21 protein-coding genes and 2 tRNA genes are annotated in these 15855 nt (G+C 62.5%); 14 read left to right on the forward strand and 9 right to left on the reverse strand.

Annotation, left to right across the window (positions count from 1 at the left end):
• Positions 1 to 162 precede the first annotated feature (162 nt).
• From C8D77_RS12715 to C8D77_RS12725, 3 genes are all read left to right on the forward strand, one after another.
• Entirely contained in the window at positions 163 to 366 is a 204-nt protein-coding gene (locus C8D77_RS12715) for a DUF680 domain-containing protein (protein ID WP_109662949.1), read from the forward strand.
• Between the two features lie 47 nt (positions 367 to 413).
• A complete protein-coding gene (locus C8D77_RS12720) occupies positions 414 to 656 on the forward strand; it encodes a DUF680 domain-containing protein (protein ID WP_109662951.1) in 243 nt (80 codons plus the stop codon).
• Positions 657 to 892: 236 nt separating this feature from the next.
• The gene (locus C8D77_RS12725; protein WP_109662954.1) at positions 893 to 1132 is read left to right on the forward strand and encodes a DUF680 domain-containing protein; all 240 of its coding nucleotides are present in this window, start codon (positions 893 to 895) and stop codon (positions 1130 to 1132) included.
• A 51-nt stretch (positions 1133 to 1183) separates the two neighbouring features.
• Here the strand turns inward: C8D77_RS12725 and C8D77_RS12730 are convergent, their stop codons facing one another.
• The 3 genes from C8D77_RS12730 to purM are packed head-to-tail and all read right to left on the reverse strand — an operon-like array spanning position 1184 to position 3498.
• Positions 1184 to 1693: a SixA phosphatase family protein gene (locus tag C8D77_RS12730; RefSeq protein WP_109662956.1), complete on the reverse strand. Its 510-nt coding sequence runs from the start codon at positions 1691 to 1693 to the stop codon at positions 1184 to 1186.
• Positions 1694 to 1708: 15 nt separating this feature from the next.
• Positions 1709 to 2422, reverse strand: a complete 714-nt coding sequence (gene purN, locus C8D77_RS12735; RefSeq protein ID WP_109662958.1) for a phosphoribosylglycinamide formyltransferase — start codon at positions 2420 to 2422, stop codon at positions 1709 to 1711.
• Positions 2419 to 3498 carry a phosphoribosylformylglycinamidine cyclo-ligase gene (gene purM / locus C8D77_RS12740; RefSeq protein ID WP_109662960.1) on the reverse strand — a complete coding sequence of 360 codons (1080 nt, stop codon included), beginning with the start codon at positions 3496 to 3498 and terminating at the stop codon, positions 2419 to 2421. Before purM ends, purN begins: the two co-directional genes overlap by 4 nt.
• A 231-nt stretch (positions 3499 to 3729) precedes the next feature.
• On the opposite strand from purM, the gene C8D77_RS12745 reads away from it, so the two are divergent.
• Genes C8D77_RS12745 through hdaA form a run of 3 tightly spaced genes read left to right on the forward strand, consistent with a single transcriptional unit; the run spans position 3730 to position 6167 of the window.
• Positions 3730 to 4287 carry a CDP-alcohol phosphatidyltransferase family protein gene (locus C8D77_RS12745; RefSeq protein WP_109663380.1) on the forward strand — a complete coding sequence of 186 codons (558 nt, stop codon included), beginning with the start codon at positions 3730 to 3732 and terminating at the stop codon, positions 4285 to 4287.
• Positions 4259 to 5461 carry an AI-2E family transporter gene (locus C8D77_RS12750; RefSeq protein ID WP_109662963.1) on the forward strand — a complete coding sequence of 401 codons (1203 nt, stop codon included), beginning with the start codon at positions 4259 to 4261 and terminating at the stop codon, positions 5459 to 5461. Before C8D77_RS12745 ends, C8D77_RS12750 begins: the two co-directional genes overlap by 29 nt.
• Before the next feature lies 1 nt (position 5462).
• Entirely contained in the window at positions 5463 to 6167 is a 705-nt protein-coding gene (gene hdaA / locus C8D77_RS12755; RefSeq protein ID WP_109662965.1) for a DnaA regulatory inactivator HdaA, read from the forward strand.
• A gap of 20 nt (positions 6168 to 6187) precedes the next feature.
• Here hdaA and C8D77_RS38810 read toward each other — a convergent pair whose 3' ends face one another.
• Positions 6188 to 6316 (reverse strand): hypothetical protein, encoded by a 129-nt coding sequence (locus tag C8D77_RS38810; RefSeq protein WP_281277016.1) that lies wholly within the window; start codon positions 6314 to 6316, stop codon positions 6188 to 6190.
• 31 nt (positions 6317 to 6347) lie between these two features.
• Positions 6348 to 6424: transfer RNA gene (locus C8D77_RS12760), tRNA-Pro, on the reverse strand.
• 124 nt (positions 6425 to 6548) lie between these two features.
• Here C8D77_RS12760 and C8D77_RS12765 point away from each other — a divergent pair.
• The 5 genes from C8D77_RS12765 to C8D77_RS12790 all read left to right on the forward strand — a co-directional run bounded on the left by C8D77_RS12765 (position 6549) and on the right by C8D77_RS12790 (position 9745).
• The gene (locus C8D77_RS12765; protein ID WP_109662967.1) at positions 6549 to 6854 is read left to right on the forward strand and encodes an ETC complex I subunit; all 306 of its coding nucleotides are present in this window, start codon (positions 6549 to 6551) and stop codon (positions 6852 to 6854) included.
• A gap of 48 nt (positions 6855 to 6902) precedes the next feature.
• Positions 6903 to 6979, forward strand: a tRNA-Arg gene (locus C8D77_RS12770).
• A gap of 197 nt (positions 6980 to 7176) precedes the next feature.
• A complete protein-coding gene (locus tag C8D77_RS12775; protein WP_109662969.1) occupies positions 7177 to 7398 on the forward strand; it encodes a hypothetical protein in 222 nt (73 codons plus the stop codon).
• A gap of 297 nt (positions 7399 to 7695) precedes the next feature.
• The gene (locus C8D77_RS12785) at positions 7696 to 8484 is read left to right on the forward strand and encodes a GGDEF domain-containing protein (RefSeq protein ID WP_109662973.1); all 789 of its coding nucleotides are present in this window, start codon (positions 7696 to 7698) and stop codon (positions 8482 to 8484) included.
• A 253-nt stretch (positions 8485 to 8737) separates the two neighbouring features.
• Positions 8738 to 9745, forward strand: a complete 1008-nt coding sequence (locus C8D77_RS12790; protein WP_245951757.1) for a glycosyltransferase family 4 protein — start codon at positions 8738 to 8740, stop codon at positions 9743 to 9745.
• A 176-nt stretch (positions 9746 to 9921) separates the two neighbouring features.
• Here the strand turns inward: C8D77_RS12790 and C8D77_RS12795 are convergent, their stop codons facing one another.
• Positions 9922 to 10698: a glycosyltransferase family 25 protein gene (locus tag C8D77_RS12795; protein WP_109662977.1), complete on the reverse strand. Its 777-nt coding sequence runs from the start codon at positions 10696 to 10698 to the stop codon at positions 9922 to 9924.
• 509 nt (positions 10699 to 11207) lie between these two features.
• On the opposite strand from C8D77_RS12795, the gene C8D77_RS12800 reads away from it, so the two are divergent.
• Entirely contained in the window at positions 11208 to 12434 is a 1227-nt protein-coding gene (locus C8D77_RS12800; protein ID WP_109662979.1) for an anion transporter, read from the forward strand.
• Between the two features lie 16 nt (positions 12435 to 12450).
• A complete protein-coding gene (locus C8D77_RS12805) occupies positions 12451 to 13320 on the forward strand; it encodes a tetratricopeptide repeat protein (RefSeq protein ID WP_109662981.1) in 870 nt (289 codons plus the stop codon).
• Here the strand turns inward: C8D77_RS12805 and C8D77_RS12810 are convergent.
• Together C8D77_RS12810 and C8D77_RS12815 are read right to left on the reverse strand one after the other, a co-directional pair.
• Positions 13258 to 13974 carry a hypothetical protein gene (locus C8D77_RS12810; RefSeq protein ID WP_109663383.1) on the reverse strand — a complete coding sequence of 239 codons (717 nt, stop codon included), beginning with the start codon at positions 13972 to 13974 and terminating at the stop codon, positions 13258 to 13260. The genes C8D77_RS12805 and C8D77_RS12810 overlap by 63 nt on opposite strands.
• A 58-nt stretch (positions 13975 to 14032) precedes the next feature.
• Positions 14033 to 14617 (reverse strand): TetR/AcrR family transcriptional regulator, encoded by a 585-nt coding sequence (locus C8D77_RS12815; protein WP_109662983.1) that lies wholly within the window; start codon positions 14615 to 14617, stop codon positions 14033 to 14035.
• Positions 14618 to 14701: 84 nt separating this feature from the next.
• Between C8D77_RS12815 and C8D77_RS12820 the strand changes: the two genes are divergently transcribed.
• On the forward strand, positions 14702 to 15598 hold the full coding sequence (locus C8D77_RS12820; protein WP_109662985.1) for a crotonase/enoyl-CoA hydratase family protein: 897 nt from the start codon (positions 14702 to 14704) through the stop codon (positions 15596 to 15598).
• Here the strand turns inward: C8D77_RS12820 and C8D77_RS12825 are convergent.
• A complete protein-coding gene (locus C8D77_RS12825; protein WP_109662987.1) occupies positions 15544 to 15852 on the reverse strand; it encodes a cupredoxin domain-containing protein in 309 nt (102 codons plus the stop codon). The genes C8D77_RS12820 and C8D77_RS12825 overlap by 55 nt on opposite strands.
• Between the last annotated feature and the right edge of the window lie 3 nt (positions 15853 to 15855).

A 15855-nucleotide genomic window follows, 5' to 3' on the forward strand; every position in this document is an offset into this window, starting at 1 on the left:
CCCCTTGCTGAATTTCAAGGGGCGGATTCACACGGCCTATGGAACATCTTCGTGATTGGAATCCGCAGCGAGGCAAACCCATCTCGGGGTGGTCCGAGCGACGCGAAATTCCTCCCAAGGGCACGCCACTAGACGGACAGAACAAACACTGGAGTAAATAAAATGACCAAGATCGCTCTTACCGCCGCCGCCATCCTCGTTGCCACGGGCACTGCTTTTGCCGGCAGCGACAATTATGGCTCGGCCAACGCCAATCAGCCTGCCGTCACTGTCGACCAGTCGGTCACTGCTTCGATCTCGAAGTCGACGCAGACCGTCCAGGCCCCCGCTTCGCAGGGCGCTGACCGCAATCTCTTCGGCCGCTAATCGCGACTGCCGATATCAATCCAATCTTGAATTCAGGAGTAAATAAAATGACCAAGATCGCTCTTACCGCCGCCGCTATCCTCGTTGCCACGGGCACTGCTTTTGCCGGCAGCGACAACTATGGCTCTTACAATGCCAACCAGCCGGTTGCCAACCAGTCGGCTTCGAGCCAGTCGCTTTCCAACATCGACACCTCGCACACCGGCTCGATCGTGAAGTCCGAAAAAGCACAGGGCGACGCTAATGCCAAGGTGCCGGCTCAGTCTGGCCAGGGCATCTGGGGCCACTGAACAACGCAGGCCTTGATTACTTGACTACAAAGAGCGGTGGGCTTGGCCCACCGCTCTTGTTTTTTGCGCGGAGGAAGAGGCACCGGCCGGGCGGCTTCGGCTAAAGGCGCCAATCCTGCAGCCGGCAAAAAAAACATTCCACATCCAGGAATAAAACCGGACTGCCCAGGGTCTTGTCCTTAGCGGAACCGTCCTCCCAAGGCGCCGCCTGACGGAAAGAACCAGGAGACTTGAAAATGAACAGGATTTCTCTTATCGCCGCCGCCATTCTCGTTGCCACGGGCAGCGCTTTTGCCGGCAGTGACCACTACAACTCCACCAGTGCCAACCAGCCGGCTGCCCCGGTTGCCGGCGTCGATCATGCCGTCACCGGGGCGGTTAAGAACACGAATATGGCTGAGCACAAGGCTGCCGGTACCAAGACGAAGACCACCACCGATTGGCCGGAACCCGGCCAGGGCATCTGGGGCAACTGATGTCTCGGGCGCCGCGGATTTGACCCGCCGCGCCCGCTCGACACCAGATTTCTAGCCCAGATCCTTTGGCCGCAGACAATGTGTCAGCCGGGCGGAGGACAGGCCGGACCAGTCGCCCTCGAAGACGAAGCGCGCAAGGGCAGCAGTCGGGAATTTTTCATCGAGCTTCTTGCGCGCCTTGGCCTCCGACTCTGGTCCGGCAAGCTGTCTGGCCAAATCCTCCAGGCCCGGATTGTGGCCGATCACGACCAGGCATCCGCTCGACCCGTCTGTTTTACGAATCTGGCTCAGAATATCCGCCGCTGAAGCATCGTAGAGCGCTTTGGCGAGTTCGACCCGAGGGCGGACGGACAGTTCCGCTGCCACCAGCCGCCAGGTGTCGCGGGTGCGCAGCGCCGGCGACACCAGCGCTAGCTCCGGCAGCCAGTTGCGCGCCGCAAGCTCACGGCCCATTAATTGGGCTGCTTTCAGTCCGCGCTCGGCCAGCGGGCGGTCGAAATCATCGAGATCAGGGTCGTCCCAGCTCGATTTGGCGTGGCGAAGCAGGAGAAGCTGTTTCATCGTTACGCTCTCGACTCACGGCGTGATGCGCGCCAGATGCTCGAGGTCGGCTTCCTCACGCAGCGGGTCGGGGGCCATCACCACCGAGGTGCTGTTGTCGGCATCGTCGGCAAAGTGGGCAAGCACGGTGCGGCCGGCCTCCATGCGCGCCTTGCCTTCGGCGACCAGCCCCAGCGCCAGCGGATAGAGCCGGTGTTCGGTCTTCAGCACACGGGCAGCCAATGCATCCACAGTGTCGCCAACCATCACCGGCACGGCCGCCTGGGCGATGATCGGGCCGTCATCCATCTCGGAAGTGACGAAATGCACGGTACAGCCATGGATGCGCATGCCGGCGGCCAGTGCGCGCGCATGGGTGTCGAGCCCCTTGAAAGCCGGCAGCAGGGCAGGGTGGATGTTGATCATGCGGCCCTGCCATTTCTGGACGAAGCCGGGGGTCAGGATGCGCATATAGCCGGCCAGCGCCACGATCTCGGCATTGAACGCCGCGAGCGCTGCGTCGATCGCGGCATCATGCACCTGCTTGCTGCCATGGTCGGCACGCGAGATGACCTGTGTGGCGATGCCGCGCGCCCTGGCGATGCCGAGGCCGGCGGCGTCCGCCTTGTCGGAAATAACGCCGACGATCTCGGCCGGGAAAGCCGGGTCGCTGGCCGCCGCGATCAGCGCGGTCATGTTGGAGCCGCGCCCCGAGATCAGGACAACAGTGCGTTTCCTCTGCGCGCTCATAGGCCAATCGAGCCCCGATAGATGACGCCGGCATCCCTGCGCGGCACGATGCGGCCGATCGGCGTCACCGTCTCGCCGGCCTCCTGCAGCACGGCCGCGACCTGTGCTGCCTGGCCGGACGCGACCGCCAAAATCATGCCGATACCGCAATTGAAGGTGCGCATCATCTCTTCCGGCGCCACGCCGCCGGTCTTGGCCAGCCACGAGAACACGGGCGGGACGTCGATCGCCTCGAGGTCGAGCTCGGCCGAAAAATCCTTGGGCAGCACGCGCGGAATGTTTTCCGGGAAGCCGCCGCCGGTGATGTGGGCGAGCGCCTTGATGCCATGCGTGTTGCGGATCGCCTTGAGGATCGACTTGACGTAGATGCGGGTCGGCTCGAGCAGCGCCTCGGCGAGTGTCGCCTCGTCGTTGAACGGCGCCGGATCGCCCCAGGCCAGGCCGCTGACGGCAACGATGCGGCGCACCAGCGAAAAACCGTTCGAATGCAGGCCCGAAGAAGCCAGGCCCAGCAGCACGTCGCCCTCGACGATGTCGTCGGTGGGCAAGAGCTGGCCGCGTTCGGCAGCGCCCACGGCAAAGCCGGCAAGGTCATAGTCGTTGCCGTGATACATGCCGGGCATCTCAGCCGTCTCGCCGCCGATCAGCGCGCAGCCGGCCTTGCGGCAGCCCTCGGCAATGCCGCCGACGATCGCGGCACCCTGGTCGGGATCGAGCTTGCCGGTGGCGAAATAGTCGAGGAAGAACAGCGGTTCGGCGCCTTGAACGACGATGTCGTTGACGCACATGGCGACGAGATCGATGCCGATCGTGTCGTGCTTGCCGGCGTCGATGGCGATCTTCAGCTTGGTGCCGACGCCGTCATTGGCCGCCACCAGCACCGGATCGGTGAAACCGGCGGCCTTGAGGTCGAACAGGCCGCCAAACCCGCCGATTTCGCCATCGGCGCCCGGCCGGCGCGTCGCGCGCACCAGCGGCTTGATCTTCTCGACCATGAGATTGCCCGCATCGATATCGACGCCGGCCTCGGCATAGGTGAGCCCGTTCTTGCGCTTGTTCACGTCGCGCTTGCTCATTTCTGGTGCCCGTTCAACAATTTTCCTTGTCGCGGGCTCTTCGCATGAACGGTTTCGGTCCGCAAGGATAACGGCCATCTCGGCCTACAAAACCGTGGACAGGGCGCGCGCATAGGCGCTCCTGCATTGGCGAAAGCCAATCTCCCCCTTGTGGGGAGATCGGCAGCTTCTCCCTTGTTGCCACCCACCATCTTCATCATCTATCTCGGACCAAGAGGAGGTGCCAAGCATTTGACCATCCCCAACCTGATCACCATCCTGCGCCTTCTTCTGGTGCCGGCGGTGGTGCTGGCAATGCTGCAGGCGCGCTGGGACTGGGCCTTTGCCGGCTTCCTCATCGCCGGCATCTCCGATGGCGTCGACGGGTTCATCGCCCGCCGTTTCAACCAGCAGTCCAGGCTCGGCGCCTATCTCGACCCGATGGCCGACAAGCTGCTGCTGGTTTCGGTGTTCGTGGTCATGGGTTTCATCGGGCAATTGCCGCTCTGGCTGGTCGTCACCATGGTGTCGCGCGACGCGTTGATCGTCTGCGCTGTCGTGTTGTCCACCGTCATGGCCCATCCGGTCGAGATGAAACCGCTGTTCGTGTCGAAGGCCAACACCGCCATCCAGATCGTGCTGGCCGCGACTGTGCTGGGCGAACTCGCCCTTGTCGTTCACCTCGACCCACTGAGGCCAGCCCTCATATTGCTGTCCGGGGTCTTGACCGTGGCTTCAGCCGCGGCCTATCTCGTGGCTTGGCTGAGGCATATGAGCGGCTATGGCGAAGGCTCCACTCCGGACATCTGAGACAGAAGCGGCGGCGATAGAGGCCGCGGCCGTCGACATTGCCGCGTCCGCCGCCTTCCGCCGCCAGATCTTCTTCTGGCTGGCCAGCGCGGTCATCCTGGCGCTTTTTCTCTATGTCTTCAGCGCCATCCTGTTGCCCTTCGTCGCCGGCATGGTGCTCGCCTATTTCCTCGATCCCGTCGCCGACCGGCTGCAGCGGCTCGGCCTGTCCCGTTTCATGGCGACGGTCGTCATCCTCATCACCTTCCTCATCGTGCTGGTGCTGGCCTTCGTTATCCTCATTCCGGTTCTGGCCACGCAAATGGCCGATTTCGCCGGAAAATTGCCGGAATATCTGACCCGGTTGCAGAGCCTGATCACGTCGTTCGACCCGAAATGGCTGGAGCAGAAATTCGGCGTCAACGCCAATGGCCTGCGCGACGGCCTGAATTCGCTGCTGACCTCCGGTTTCGGCCTCGTCACCACCGTCTTCACCTCGCTGTGGAGCTCCGGCGTGGCACTGGTCTCGGTGGTCAGCCTGTTCGTGGTGACGCCGGTGGTTGCCTTCTACATGCTGCTCGACTGGGACCGCATGGTGGCGGTCATCGACAGCTGGGTGCCGCGTGACAACGTCGCGACGGTGCGCGGCATCGCCAAGGACATCAACACAGCCACAGCCGGCTTCGTGCGCGGCCAGGGCACGCTGTGCCTGGTGCTGGGCGCAATTTATGCCACCGGGCTGACGCTGACCGGGCTGAATTTCGGCATCCTCATCGGCCTGTTCGCCGGGCTGATTTCCTTCATTCCCTATGTCGGCTCGCTGACCGGGCTGGTGCTGGCCGTCGGCGTCGCCTTCGTCCAGTTCTGGCCGGACTGGACCATGATCGTTGCCGTCGCCGTCGTGTTCTTCATCGGTCAGTTCATCGAGGGCAACATCCTGCAGCCGCGGCTGGTCGGCAAGAGCGTCGGCCTGCACCCAGTATGGCTGATGTTTTCGCTGTTTGCCTTCGGTGCGCTGTTCGGCTTCGTCGGCTTGTTGATCGCAGTGCCGGCTTCCGCCGCCGTTGCCGTGCTGGTGCGGTTTGCCATAGCCCGCTATCTCGAATCGCCGCTCTACAAGGGCCACGGCGCGGCACCTGCGTCGCAGCTTCCGGCCGATCGCGGCGGCGGCCACCGCACGCAACCGCGTCGCTGAAGTGACTGCCCAGCCAACCGACCCGCCGCGCCAGTTGCCGCTCGATCTCGGCCATGGCACCGGCTATTCGCGCGACGACCTCGTCGTCTCGGGCACCAACAATCAGGCTGTGGCCTTGGTCGACCGCTGGCCGGACTGGCCTTCACCGGTGGTGGTGCTGGCCGGTCCCGCCGGCTCCGGCAAGACACATCTGGCCTCCATCTGGCGCGCGCGCGCCAGCGCGGTGGCGGTCGATGCCAGGCACATTGGCGACAGCATCGCCAATCTCGGCGCCCGGCCGGCGCTGATCGACGATGTCGATACCGGGACGGTTGACGAACAAGGCCTGTTCCATCTGATCAATGCGGTGCGGGGTGCCGGCTCCACACTGCTCCTGACGGCGCGCCGCTTCCCATCGGCCTGGGGCGTCAGGCTGCCTGATCTAGCCTCGCGGCTGAAGGCGGCGGCGACAGTCGAGATCCATGAGCCCGACGATCTCCTGCTCGCCGGCGTCATCACCAAGCTGTTTGCCGACCGACAGGTCGAGGTCGAGCCGCATGTCGTGCAGTATCTCGTGCGCCGCATCGAGCGCTCGCTGGCGACGGCCATGCGCGTGGTGGAAAGGCTGGACCGCACCGCGCTCGAGCGCAAGACGCCGATCACGCGCACGCTCGCCGCCGAAACCGTCAACGCCATGGATGAAGGGCAGGGCGAATTCGAGATTTAGCCTGGTCCTGAGAGCTGATCTCACAGCCACATTCTGGCGAAATGGCGGACCGCCAGGTAGACGGCTGAGTGGGCGTCGATATAGCCGGCGGCGACCTCGGCAAGGCCGACGAGCGGAAACGGCGCAAGGTGACCATGCGACCGTGCCAATGGCTATCGATACCGTGTTTTCGGGAGAGGATGGTCGGAGTGGAGAGATTCGAACTCCCGACCCTCTGGTCCCAAACCAGATGCGCTACCAGGCTGCGCTACACTCCGAACGGTCTGTTGCCTATTCATTTCGGCGTTGCATGGCAAGTGCAAAAACCTTGCCGCCGCGTGCATTGCGCAGTAATGACGGGCGAAGGGTGGCGATGCTGCCTTGCACAATAACGAGGTGGCCATGTCCGCGCGCATTTTCAGCCCAGCCAAAACCGCTATGCAGTCCGGCAAGGCCAAGACCGGCCACTGGGTGCTGGAATTCGACCCCGAGATGCGCAAGAAGATCGACCCGCTGATGGGCTACACCACGTCGGGCGACATGAGAAGCCAGATCAGGCTCACCTTCGACACCAGGGAAGAGGCGGTGGCCTACGCCGAAAAGGAAGCGCTCGCCTACCGCGTCGAGGAGCCGAAAGAGACCAAGCGCCGCCAGATTTCCTATGCGGAGAATTTCCGCTATGACCGCAGGACGCCCTGGACGCATTGAACGGCGGCCAGCGCAAAAATATCCAGCCGGCCCAACGGGCCGGCCAGCGGTCCCGTAGCTCAGCTGGATAGAGCACCGGCCTTCTAAGCCGATGGTCACAGGTTCGAATCCTGTCGGGATCGCCAATAATTTCAGGTGGTTAGTGTGTGATGAGAGTCGGATTGACGTGGATCGCGCAGCCGCCGGCGCTGTCGTATTATTTCGTGACTCAGCCTTTTCGGAACCTTTCCCGCGCACGGCGCGTTTCGGCGCCTGTATTCGCAAAGCCTCATACAAAAAGCGGATCGGTGGGAGGCAAATACGGGTGGGGAGGAGTGTTGCAATGTCGAACCGAGAAATAGGAATATCTTCGGCCCTGGATCGGCGCATCGCCGATCTCAAGGCCAGGATGCTGGACGCCCGGATCACCGAATACGAAATGAAGGCCTTTCAGAAAGTGGCTTCCATCATGGGAGGCGGCGAAGGCTCGCTGCGCCTTGATGCCGACGACCTGATCGCGGCATCCTTTGTCGTCGACGCGCTGGGTAAACCAACACTCAACTGACGGCGGGCGGTCTGGCTTCGAGCGCCGCTTGCTCTGCCAGCAGCTTGGTCCAAACCCTCAAGCCGGGAATCAGGATGGCCGCCTTTCTCGGCGGCCGTCCTGCGGCGTCCGCGCGCGCAAGCATCTGTCGCGGGCGGCCAACAGCGGCTTGCCCTGCCGCAAAGCCACTGACCTCCGGTGCCCCGCGCTCGGCGCTATGCCGCCCGATATCGACCCGATATTGAATTGGAGGGAAAGTCTTATCAATTTGTTTGCGTTGGTTCGTCATAGTAGCGGCGGCTAACGGAGTTGAACGCGATGAAGCTCGATCTGTCGCCGACGAGCTGGGGCAGGGTGATCGCTGTCACGGTAGCCGGTACGGCATTCTTCATTGCCGTGGCATTCTTCGTCGATTCCTTCAACTTCCCCTATCTTTCGCCCGAGGCCGTGTGGCGGGCGCAGATGACCGACCTGATGCTGCCTTTGGTGCTGGGCGGCTCGTTTCTGTTTTTCCTCATGTGGAAGATTCGCCAGCTGGCCATCGCCCAGCGCGACCTCAGCGTCATTGCCGCGACCGACAGCCTGACCGCGGTGCTGAATCGTGGTGCCTTCTCGATGCTGGTCGAAGCCTATCTCGAGCAGACCCGCAAGCAGGAGCAGACCCGCTCGGGGGCGCTGCTGATCATCGATGCCGACCACTTCAAGTTGATCAACGACCGCCTGGGCCATGACTGCGGCGACCAGGCGCTCAAGCTGATAGCGCAGGCGATCAAAGGGCAACTGCGTGGCGGCGATATTGTCGGCCGCATCGGCGGCGAAGAATTCGGCGTGTTTCTGCCCGGCGTGGATCCCTCGCAATCCTGGGTGGTTGCCGAAAGCATCCGCCGGCGCATCAGGGAGATGGACTTTTCGCCCGGCGGCAGACCTTGCCCGCTTTCCGTCAGCATCGGTGGCACGAGCTTTACCGGCCCGACCACCTATGAGGAAATCTTCTCCGCCGCCGACAGAAGGCTTTACACGGCCAAGTCGAACGGACGCGATCAAGTCAGCTTCGATCCGGCGGGCGTCTCTCCGGTGCCTCCGCCCAGCGTCGCCACCGTGCACTGACGACAGAACTTGCCGATGACAGGTCGAGAAGCTCTCGAACCCGAGGCAGATCGCTCCCTCGACGCTTTCAAATACTCACAACTACATGCAGGGAATCTATCTTTACGGATGGCATGCCGGTTCCATAGGTCATGGACTGTAACCTCTTACCGGTATACTCCCCCTCTGTCGACGATGTATCGTCGTCGTCAGAAACGTTCTTGGTTCCAGAGTTTTTGAGCGTTCCGGCCGACGGTGCGGTCATGATTTCTTGATGCTGGCGAACATATGGCGGGACGGTCAGGCAAGCGCAGCAATTATGATCCATTTGTTCAACGGCTTTCAGAATCCCTTCGGTGGCAGCGACCTTGAAACTCTCGACCTGCACCGGCTGTTAAGTGCCGATTCCGAGGTGCGTCTTTGGGCAACCTCCTCCAGGGTGTCCGGCGAATTGATGCGGCATTTCCCGATACGCCGCATCTCACTGCCAAAGTGGGATGTGCCGGATGGCGGTACCTACGTCTTTCTCGGCGCGCATTGGCGCAACAAAATGTGGCCTTACCTGATCCCGCGGCCGCGCCGGCTGATCTACGTCTTCAATACCTTCCACCCGAAAGTCATGGCGCTGACGGCGCGCATGCCCCGCATGCTGAACTGGCCGGAACCCGAACTGGTGCTGATTTCCGATTTTCAAAAACGCATGCTGCGGGTTGATGGCGTCGTGCATCCGTCGCCGATCGATATCGGACGCTTTTTACCACAACCGGCCAAGTCGGGTCGTCCCTTCACGCTGGGACGGTTGAGCCGCGACACCGCGGACAAACATCATGCGGACGATGTGCCGCTCTACGAAACATTGCTGGCGGGTGGCGTCGCGCTACGGATTCAGGGTGGCACGGTGCTCAAAGGCAGGCTCAAGCCGCATTCGCAACTCGAACTACTGCCACAGGGTCAATTGGCGGCCGAACAGTTCCTGCCGACGCTCGATGTGTTCTACTATCGCACCGGTTCGCATGTGGAGACGTTCGGCCGGGTGGTGTTCGAAGCGATGGCCTGTGGTTTGCCTGTGGTCTGTCATTCGCATGGCGGCTACGCCGACCATATCAGGCATGGCGAAAACGGTTTTCTGTTCGAGACGACACAACAGGCGACGCGGATCCTGGCCGATCTCAAAGCCGACCCGGCGTTGCGAGCGACGGTCGGCCTCAAGGCACGGCAAACCGTCGAGCAGCTGTTTTCGCCGCAGGCACTGCGCCAGCGGCTGGATTTTTATCTGGACTAGCGGCATCTCGCCGTCGCTCGTTTCCGAGCGCCCGGAACCGCGCCGGGTCGATTGCGGGAGCGTGGTTCCGACAGACGTTCTGCTCCGGCGGAGCGACTGTGTCACCAACTCGGAAAGACCGCGCGCGCCTCGGGACCCCATGACAGTCCCTGATCCCTGGTTGGCTGGGACAGACATCAGGCCCCGGGCATCGACTGGAGAAAGGGGATGGTCTTCTCACGCCTGAGCCGGCAGATATCGAAAATCTGCCGTGCTACGCGCCTCGTTTCGACCACGAGCTTTTCGACCGGGCTCCGCTTTGGAGCGGAATTTGCTCTAGCTCTCACTAGCCGCTCTTCACTAAGGAGGCTGGTCAACCCGGAGGCCTTCTCGCGTACAAGATCATGTTGCACACACAGTGCGGGCAAGAGTTGGTATATGGTTTTGCTTGAAGACGTCGGAAGTGACGGATCGAAGATGACCTCATCGGCGGGCGCAACGAGACTTCGGGCGATCAGATCGAGCGCCGCTTGCCTGGAAAGAATATAACCGGCCGACCCGAAATGTAATCCATATAATCTGGCCACCGAAAACGCACGGCTGACAGAAGTGCGCTTCATCGCGATGACGGTCTTCCTTAAGCCCGTTTCCAGCTTGACGATATCCGCGTCGGCCGGAATCCATCCATCATCGGAAAGCATCGGGCCAGCCGCTTCGGACAAAAGGATGTCATCCTCGAAGATCGCGCCAAAGGCATCATCACCATCCGCGATGATTTTCCAGCAAACCTTGTGGCTCATGAGGCAGGCCACTTCCGTGGGGGTTAGACTGGATGAAGTCTCGGCAAATTCCGGGTGGTGCAACGCGTCTACGGCAGGAACCCGATCGAACAAGACACCAATTTTCGCGAATTCAGCCGTGACATGGGCAAGTCGATCGGGAGACCGATCAAGGTTGATGACCATGCATTTCATGTGATGCCTCCCGCAGGCTATCTACCGATTTCCGGTACTGCTTTGAAACTTGATCCGGAATCTGTGCTTCGCGCCCGGATGAAGGGACTTAACCAAATAGTCTCCGCCATAGCGCTCGCGGTCTGTTATTCAGTCTTTTGCTCTCCAGGTGAACCACCCGGTTGCCTTTATCGAGATAACCGTCTGGACGGACAAAGTCGAGATAGTCAGGGTTTGCCGGACCGAGGCGTAGCTTTTCGCTGGTCTCGCCGTTCGCCATCAAGGGAAGGTTCTGACGACACCATTCGACCGTCGGCCCATATCACGGGATGTACTATGTCATGGATATTGAACCCGTGAACCTCGAACCGGTGAGCGGCACATCATCCCCTGGGCCGAGCGAACACTCTCGGCGCAACAAGCCGGCCTGTTTGTCATCGATCCCGACATCGCGCTAAAGCTGGCATGCAAACGAACCAACGGGGCGGACGGGCAGCGGCGCGCCACAGACCGAGCAGGACTTCTTGACGATGACATTGATGGGCGCGGCGGCACTGCTGATCCTGGTCCTGACTTACGCCGGTGTCGCCATCGGCCGCATCCCGGGCCTGCGCCTCGACCGGGCAGGGATCGCACTGCTCGGCGGCGCCGCGATGATCGCCATCGGCGCGCTCAGCATGGAGGATGCCTACCGGGCGATCAATTTCGACACCATCACGCTTCTGCTCGGCATGATGATCGTGGTGGCGCATCTGAAAGTGTCAGGCGCCTTTCGCGGCCTTGGCGCCATCGCCATCGAGCACGCGCACGCGCCCTTCATGCTTCTGGTGATGGTGACGCTGCTGACCGGCGTGCTGTCGGCCTTCCTGGTCAACGACGCCATCTGCCTTGTCATGGCGCCGATCGTGGTCCACGTCACCCGTGTCATCAAGCGCAACCCGATCCCCTATCTGATCGCCACCGCCACCGCGTCGAATTGCGGCAGCGTCGCCACCATCACCGGCAATCCGCAAAACATGGTCATCGGCGCGCTGTCGGGCATTTCCTATCCGGCCTTTTCGGCAGCGCTCGCTCCGGTCGCTCTGTTCGGCCTCGTCGCGGTCGTTGTCATCATCCGCGTCGTCTACCGGGCCGAATTCGCCCGCACGGTCCAACTGACGCCCGAGGTCTCGCGTGGCCGCATGCATAAGGGGCAGGTGCTGAAGGCGGTGGTGGTCTGCATCGGACTGGCAATCGCCTTCTTCGCCGGCGTGCCCGTCGCCAAGGCCGCGCTCATCGGCGGTGCCATCCTCTTGCTCACCCGCGCCATCAAGCCGGAACGCATCTACCGCGAGATCGACGGTCCGCTGCTGTTCATGTTCGCTGGTCTGTTCGTGGTCGTCGCCGGCGCTGAAAAGACACTTCTCACGCCCGACATGATCGCCTCGGCAAAGAACCTCGGGCTGGACGATGTCTGGCGGCTGTCCGGCTTCACCGCGGTGCTCTCCAACATCATGAGCAATGTCCCGGCCGTGCTGGCGCTCCGGCCTTTCATACCCGGCCTCGAAAACCCCGAGCGGGCCTGGCTGGTCGTCGCCATGAGTTCGACGCTGGCCGGCAATTTCACGCTGCTGGGTTCGGTCGCCAATCTGATCGTCGCCGAACAGGCACGGGTCGCCGGTACGCCGCTGTCATTCGGCGCTTTCTTCAAGGTCGGCTTGCCGCTGACGCTGATAACGCTGGCGGCCGGCACCGCATGGCTGGCCTTCGGGTTCTAGAGGGAGCGGCAAAGCAATGGTGAACACCAATCAAGGCGAAAGCGCCGATCTGATCCGCCGGGCGGTGGTCGCTTTCAATTCCGGCAATCACGGCCAGGCGACGCATCTATGCGAACTGGGCCTGAAGCAACACCCGGACGATCCGGCACTTTGCCATCTTCTGGCGGCGGTCCTGTTCGCCAGGGCGGACTTGTCGGGGGCTCGCATGCGCATCGAGACGAGTCTGGCAGCTCGTCCGGACAACGTGCCCGCCTTGATTCTCGCGTGCAGGATTGCCCGGGCCGACGGCCGGTTCGAAGCAGCATTGCAACCGCTGGATCGTGCGGCAAAGCTGTCGTCACAGGCGGAAATACTGATCGAGCGGGCACGTACCCTCGATCAGGCAGGCAATGCTTTGGCCGCGCGCGAATGTTGGACACTTGTCTTGCAGCGGGATCCGAAATCCGAGGAAGCTGCGGCGCGCCTCGGGCGCCTTGCCTGGCAACGCGGTGCGTCTGTTGAGGCAGAGGGCTTGCTCGAACGCGCCGTCGCCGGCGGCGGGCATCCGGCTGCCTGGTTTGATCTCGGGTTGGTGCGTCAGGACATGCGCAAGTTCGGCGGCGCCGCCCAGGCCTATCGACGCGTGCTGGAGATGAGCCCGGATTCCCCGGAGGCTGCCGTCAATCTGGGCGTCGTCTTGCAGGAAACTGGTGATCTCGATGAAGCAATGCTGGCGTATTCAACGGCCTACCGTCTGCGCCCATCCACGTTCGGCGTCATCGCCATGGCACTTACATCGGCACCGAGTGGTCGGCTGTGGCTTGATGAGGAAGCGCTGCGTCGCTCACTCGCTGGTGGAGCGCGCCCGCCGGGCGCGAAACCGTTTGCGGTAGACACCCGGCGTTGACAGGACATCCGCGACCGTCTGCGCATAGGCGGCCTGCCGCGTCTCGTCGAACACCTCATATTCCAGCTGCGGCGCGGCCCGCGGAACCGCAAAGCACTGCGCGACCGGGGTTCCTTTCCCGAGCACGCCGGAGAACCCAGGCTCCGTCCAGATCGCCGGGAAATTGATGCCGCCATCGCTGAACCGGTCGGAATCCACCAGGCCCGTCACCAGCCTGAAGGGAAGATCCTCGCGATTGACCGGATGCATCGCGAACAGCGACCAGCCGTCCTCGACCTCGATGGTCCAGAAGCTGTTGAATTTGAGGGCGGCTTGACCGGGCGTAGCAAACGGGCTGCCGGCGAGCTGCCCCGGCGTGTGGAAGCTCAATGGCGCTCTGGGGTGGTTCTGTGTAACCGGGTCTGGAATCTGCCAGTCCCAGGAAAAGGTGCCTTTGTCGACGACGACGTCGCACGGCAGCAGGACCATGAAGCCGTAGGTCATCGCATCGATAACGGGTGGGCACTGCTTGAGCGTGCGAATGTCGCGGCCGTGGATCGCCGAATAGGCGGTGGCGGGCATGGCGCGCAGCCAATCCGGCAGAGCGCCGCGCGCCGGGATCGGGCGGGGCAAATGCTCGACCAACATTGGATCACATCGGAAGATGATACGCATCACCGCCTCCTGGCATTGCGATACCACGCTTGCCGGCTGCGTTCCAAGCCACGGCAAGTCAGTCCTTGTTCTGCGATCGCGCCCGCACAAGCGTCGCCGCGGCGTGCCCTGCCGCCCCGATATAGTCGGGGTTGTGGTGGATCAGCATGCTCGAGAAGGCGCCGTCCATGAGCAGCACGATCTCGCGCGCCAGCATATGCGGCGCGGTGACGCCGCGGGCCGACAGTTCGGCGGCGAGCCATTTTTCGAAATTTGTCTTGTGCCGCGATCCGGCCTTGACTGCCGGGTGTCCAGGCATCGAGGCAAGCTCCGCGGCCGTGCGCAGAAACCCGCATCCTTTCCATTTGGGATGGCGGGCGACACGCGCCAGATTGGTGAAAATCGCTTCGACCTTGCGGTCGGCACCACCTTCAGCGGCATCGAACCAGCCGGCCATCTGCTTCAGATTGGGCTGGTCGCGAGCATCGAGATAGGCAGCGATCAGATCGTCCTTGCTCTTGAAGTGATAGTACAGCGTCCGCTTGGTCAGCCCGGCTTTTTCGGCGATGGCATCGACGCTGACGCGGCCAATCCCTTCGGCATAGAAGAGCTTCGTCGCGGCATCGACGATGCGTTTGCGGGTAGGGCTGGATGCTTCAGGCATAGCGTTGAGTATACCGACTAGTGAATATACAAGCAATCGAAAACCTGATCCCTTCCGGTCAACGCATGCTGGAAAGGAAGCCAAATGACCGATCTTGTCCTCAACGAGACCAGCGATGGGATCGCCATCCTCACCCTCAACCGGCCGGAGAAACTCAACGCACTGAACTATGCCCTGATCGATCGCCTGCTTGCGATCCTCGACGACATTGAAGTCGACGACGGTGTTCGGGCGGTCATTCTTACCGGAGCAGGGGAGCGGGCGTTTTCGGCGGGCGGCGACATCCCCGAGTTCGCGGCCAGTGTGGCGCTTGGCGTCGATGTCGCGATACGGGACTTCGTCATGCGCGGGCAGCGGCTGACGGCAAGGCTGGAGGCCTTCCGCAAACCCGTCATCGCCGCCGTCAACGGAATTGCCTTCGGTGGCGGCTGCGAAATCACCGAGGCCGTGCCGCTGGCTATTGCCAGCGAACGCGCTTTGTTCGCCAAGCCGGAAATCAACCTTGCGATGCCGCCGACTTTTGGCGGAACGCAGCGTTTGCCCAGGCTCGCCGGGCGCAAGCGGGCGCTGGAACTGCTGTTGACCGGCGACTGGTTTCCGCCGCAGCGGGCCCTTGAACTCGGCCTCGTCAACCAGGTGGTGCCGCATGGCGATTTGATGCCGGCCGCAATCGGCCTGGCCAGGCGTATCCTGCGGCACTCCGATCTGGCGGTCGCCAGCATCCTCACGGCGGTGACGCGCGGCCTCAACCAAAGCATCGCCGAAGGCCTGCTGGTCGAGGCCGAGCAGTTCGCCCGCATGGCCCCGACCGGCGATCTGCGCGAAGGGCTGGATGCCTGGATCGCACGCCGCGAGCCCCGCTATGACGGGTCGTGGACGCATATCGCGCGCCCTGATGAGGCCAGGCGGGCCTCGTTGGCGCTGGATCAGGGCACCACCACCAAACGGCCTTTCATGTTGGGGTGGAAGCGGCAGAAATAGTCGACCGGTCCCGCGGTCTTCAATGTCAGGCTTGCGGATTTCTTCGGCGGGATCATCACCTCCCAGCTACCTTTCACGGTGGCCGTGTGGGCGAACACATCCTTGTTCACCCACTCGATCGTGTCGCCGACCTTCGCCTCGACGGTGGCTGGCGAGAACACCAGCCTGTCGATGGTGACCTGGATGGTTTCAGCTCGCGCCGGAACGGTACCGGCGGCGAGCATCAAGGCAATCCAAAGATGGCGTTTCTGCATGCT

The sequence above is a fragment of the Mesorhizobium loti genome (assembly GCF_003148495.1).
Classification (GTDB): Bacteria; Pseudomonadota; Alphaproteobacteria; order Rhizobiales; family Rhizobiaceae; genus Mesorhizobium; species Mesorhizobium loti.

What these genes read in the sequence shown, in the direction of transcription:
- C8D77_RS12715 (WP_109662949.1), top strand. Translation starts at nt 163, where the DNA reads ATGACCAAGATCGCTCTTACCGCCGCCGCCATCCTCGTTGCCACGGGC.
- C8D77_RS12720 (WP_109662951.1), top strand. Translation starts at nt 414, where the DNA reads ATGACCAAGATCGCTCTTACCGCCGCCGCTATCCTCGTTGCCACGGGC.
- C8D77_RS12725 (WP_109662954.1), top strand. Translation starts at nt 893, where the DNA reads ATGAACAGGATTTCTCTTATCGCCGCCGCCATTCTCGTTGCCACGGGC.
- C8D77_RS12730 (WP_109662956.1), bottom strand. Translation starts at nt 1,693, where the DNA reads ATGAAACAGCTTCTCCTGCTTCGCCACGCCAAATCGAGCTGGGACGAC.
- purN (WP_109662958.1), bottom strand. Translation starts at nt 2,422, where the DNA reads ATGAGCGCGCAGAGGAAACGCACTGTTGTCCTGATCTCGGGGCGCGGC.
- purM (WP_109662960.1), bottom strand. Translation starts at nt 3,498, where the DNA reads ATGAGCAAGCGCGACGTGAACAAGCGCAAGAACGGGCTCACCTATGCC.
- C8D77_RS12750 (WP_109662963.1), top strand. Translation starts at nt 4,259, where the DNA reads ATGGCGAAGGCTCCACTCCGGACATCTGAGACAGAAGCGGCGGCGATA.
- C8D77_RS12765 (WP_109662967.1), top strand. Translation starts at nt 6,549, where the DNA reads ATGTCCGCGCGCATTTTCAGCCCAGCCAAAACCGCTATGCAGTCCGGC.
- C8D77_RS12775 (WP_109662969.1), top strand. Translation starts at nt 7,177, where the DNA reads ATGTCGAACCGAGAAATAGGAATATCTTCGGCCCTGGATCGGCGCATC.
- C8D77_RS12785 (WP_109662973.1), top strand. Translation starts at nt 7,696, where the DNA reads ATGAAGCTCGATCTGTCGCCGACGAGCTGGGGCAGGGTGATCGCTGTC.
- C8D77_RS12790 (WP_245951757.1), top strand. Translation starts at nt 8,738, where the DNA reads ATGCTGGCGAACATATGGCGGGACGGTCAGGCAAGCGCAGCAATTATG.
- C8D77_RS12795 (WP_109662977.1), bottom strand. Translation starts at nt 10,698, where the DNA reads ATGAAATGCATGGTCATCAACCTTGATCGGTCTCCCGATCGACTTGCC.
- C8D77_RS12800 (WP_109662979.1), top strand. Translation starts at nt 11,208, where the DNA reads ATGACATTGATGGGCGCGGCGGCACTGCTGATCCTGGTCCTGACTTAC.
- C8D77_RS12805 (WP_109662981.1), top strand. Translation starts at nt 12,451, where the DNA reads ATGGTGAACACCAATCAAGGCGAAAGCGCCGATCTGATCCGCCGGGCG.
- C8D77_RS12810 (WP_109663383.1), bottom strand. Translation starts at nt 13,974, where the DNA reads ATGCGTATCATCTTCCGATGTGATCCAATGTTGGTCGAGCATTTGCCC.
- C8D77_RS12815 (WP_109662983.1), bottom strand. Translation starts at nt 14,617, where the DNA reads ATGCCTGAAGCATCCAGCCCTACCCGCAAACGCATCGTCGATGCCGCG.
- C8D77_RS12820 (WP_109662985.1), top strand. Translation starts at nt 14,702, where the DNA reads ATGACCGATCTTGTCCTCAACGAGACCAGCGATGGGATCGCCATCCTC.
- C8D77_RS12825 (WP_109662987.1), bottom strand. Translation starts at nt 15,852, where the DNA reads ATGCAGAAACGCCATCTTTGGATTGCCTTGATGCTCGCCGCCGGTACC.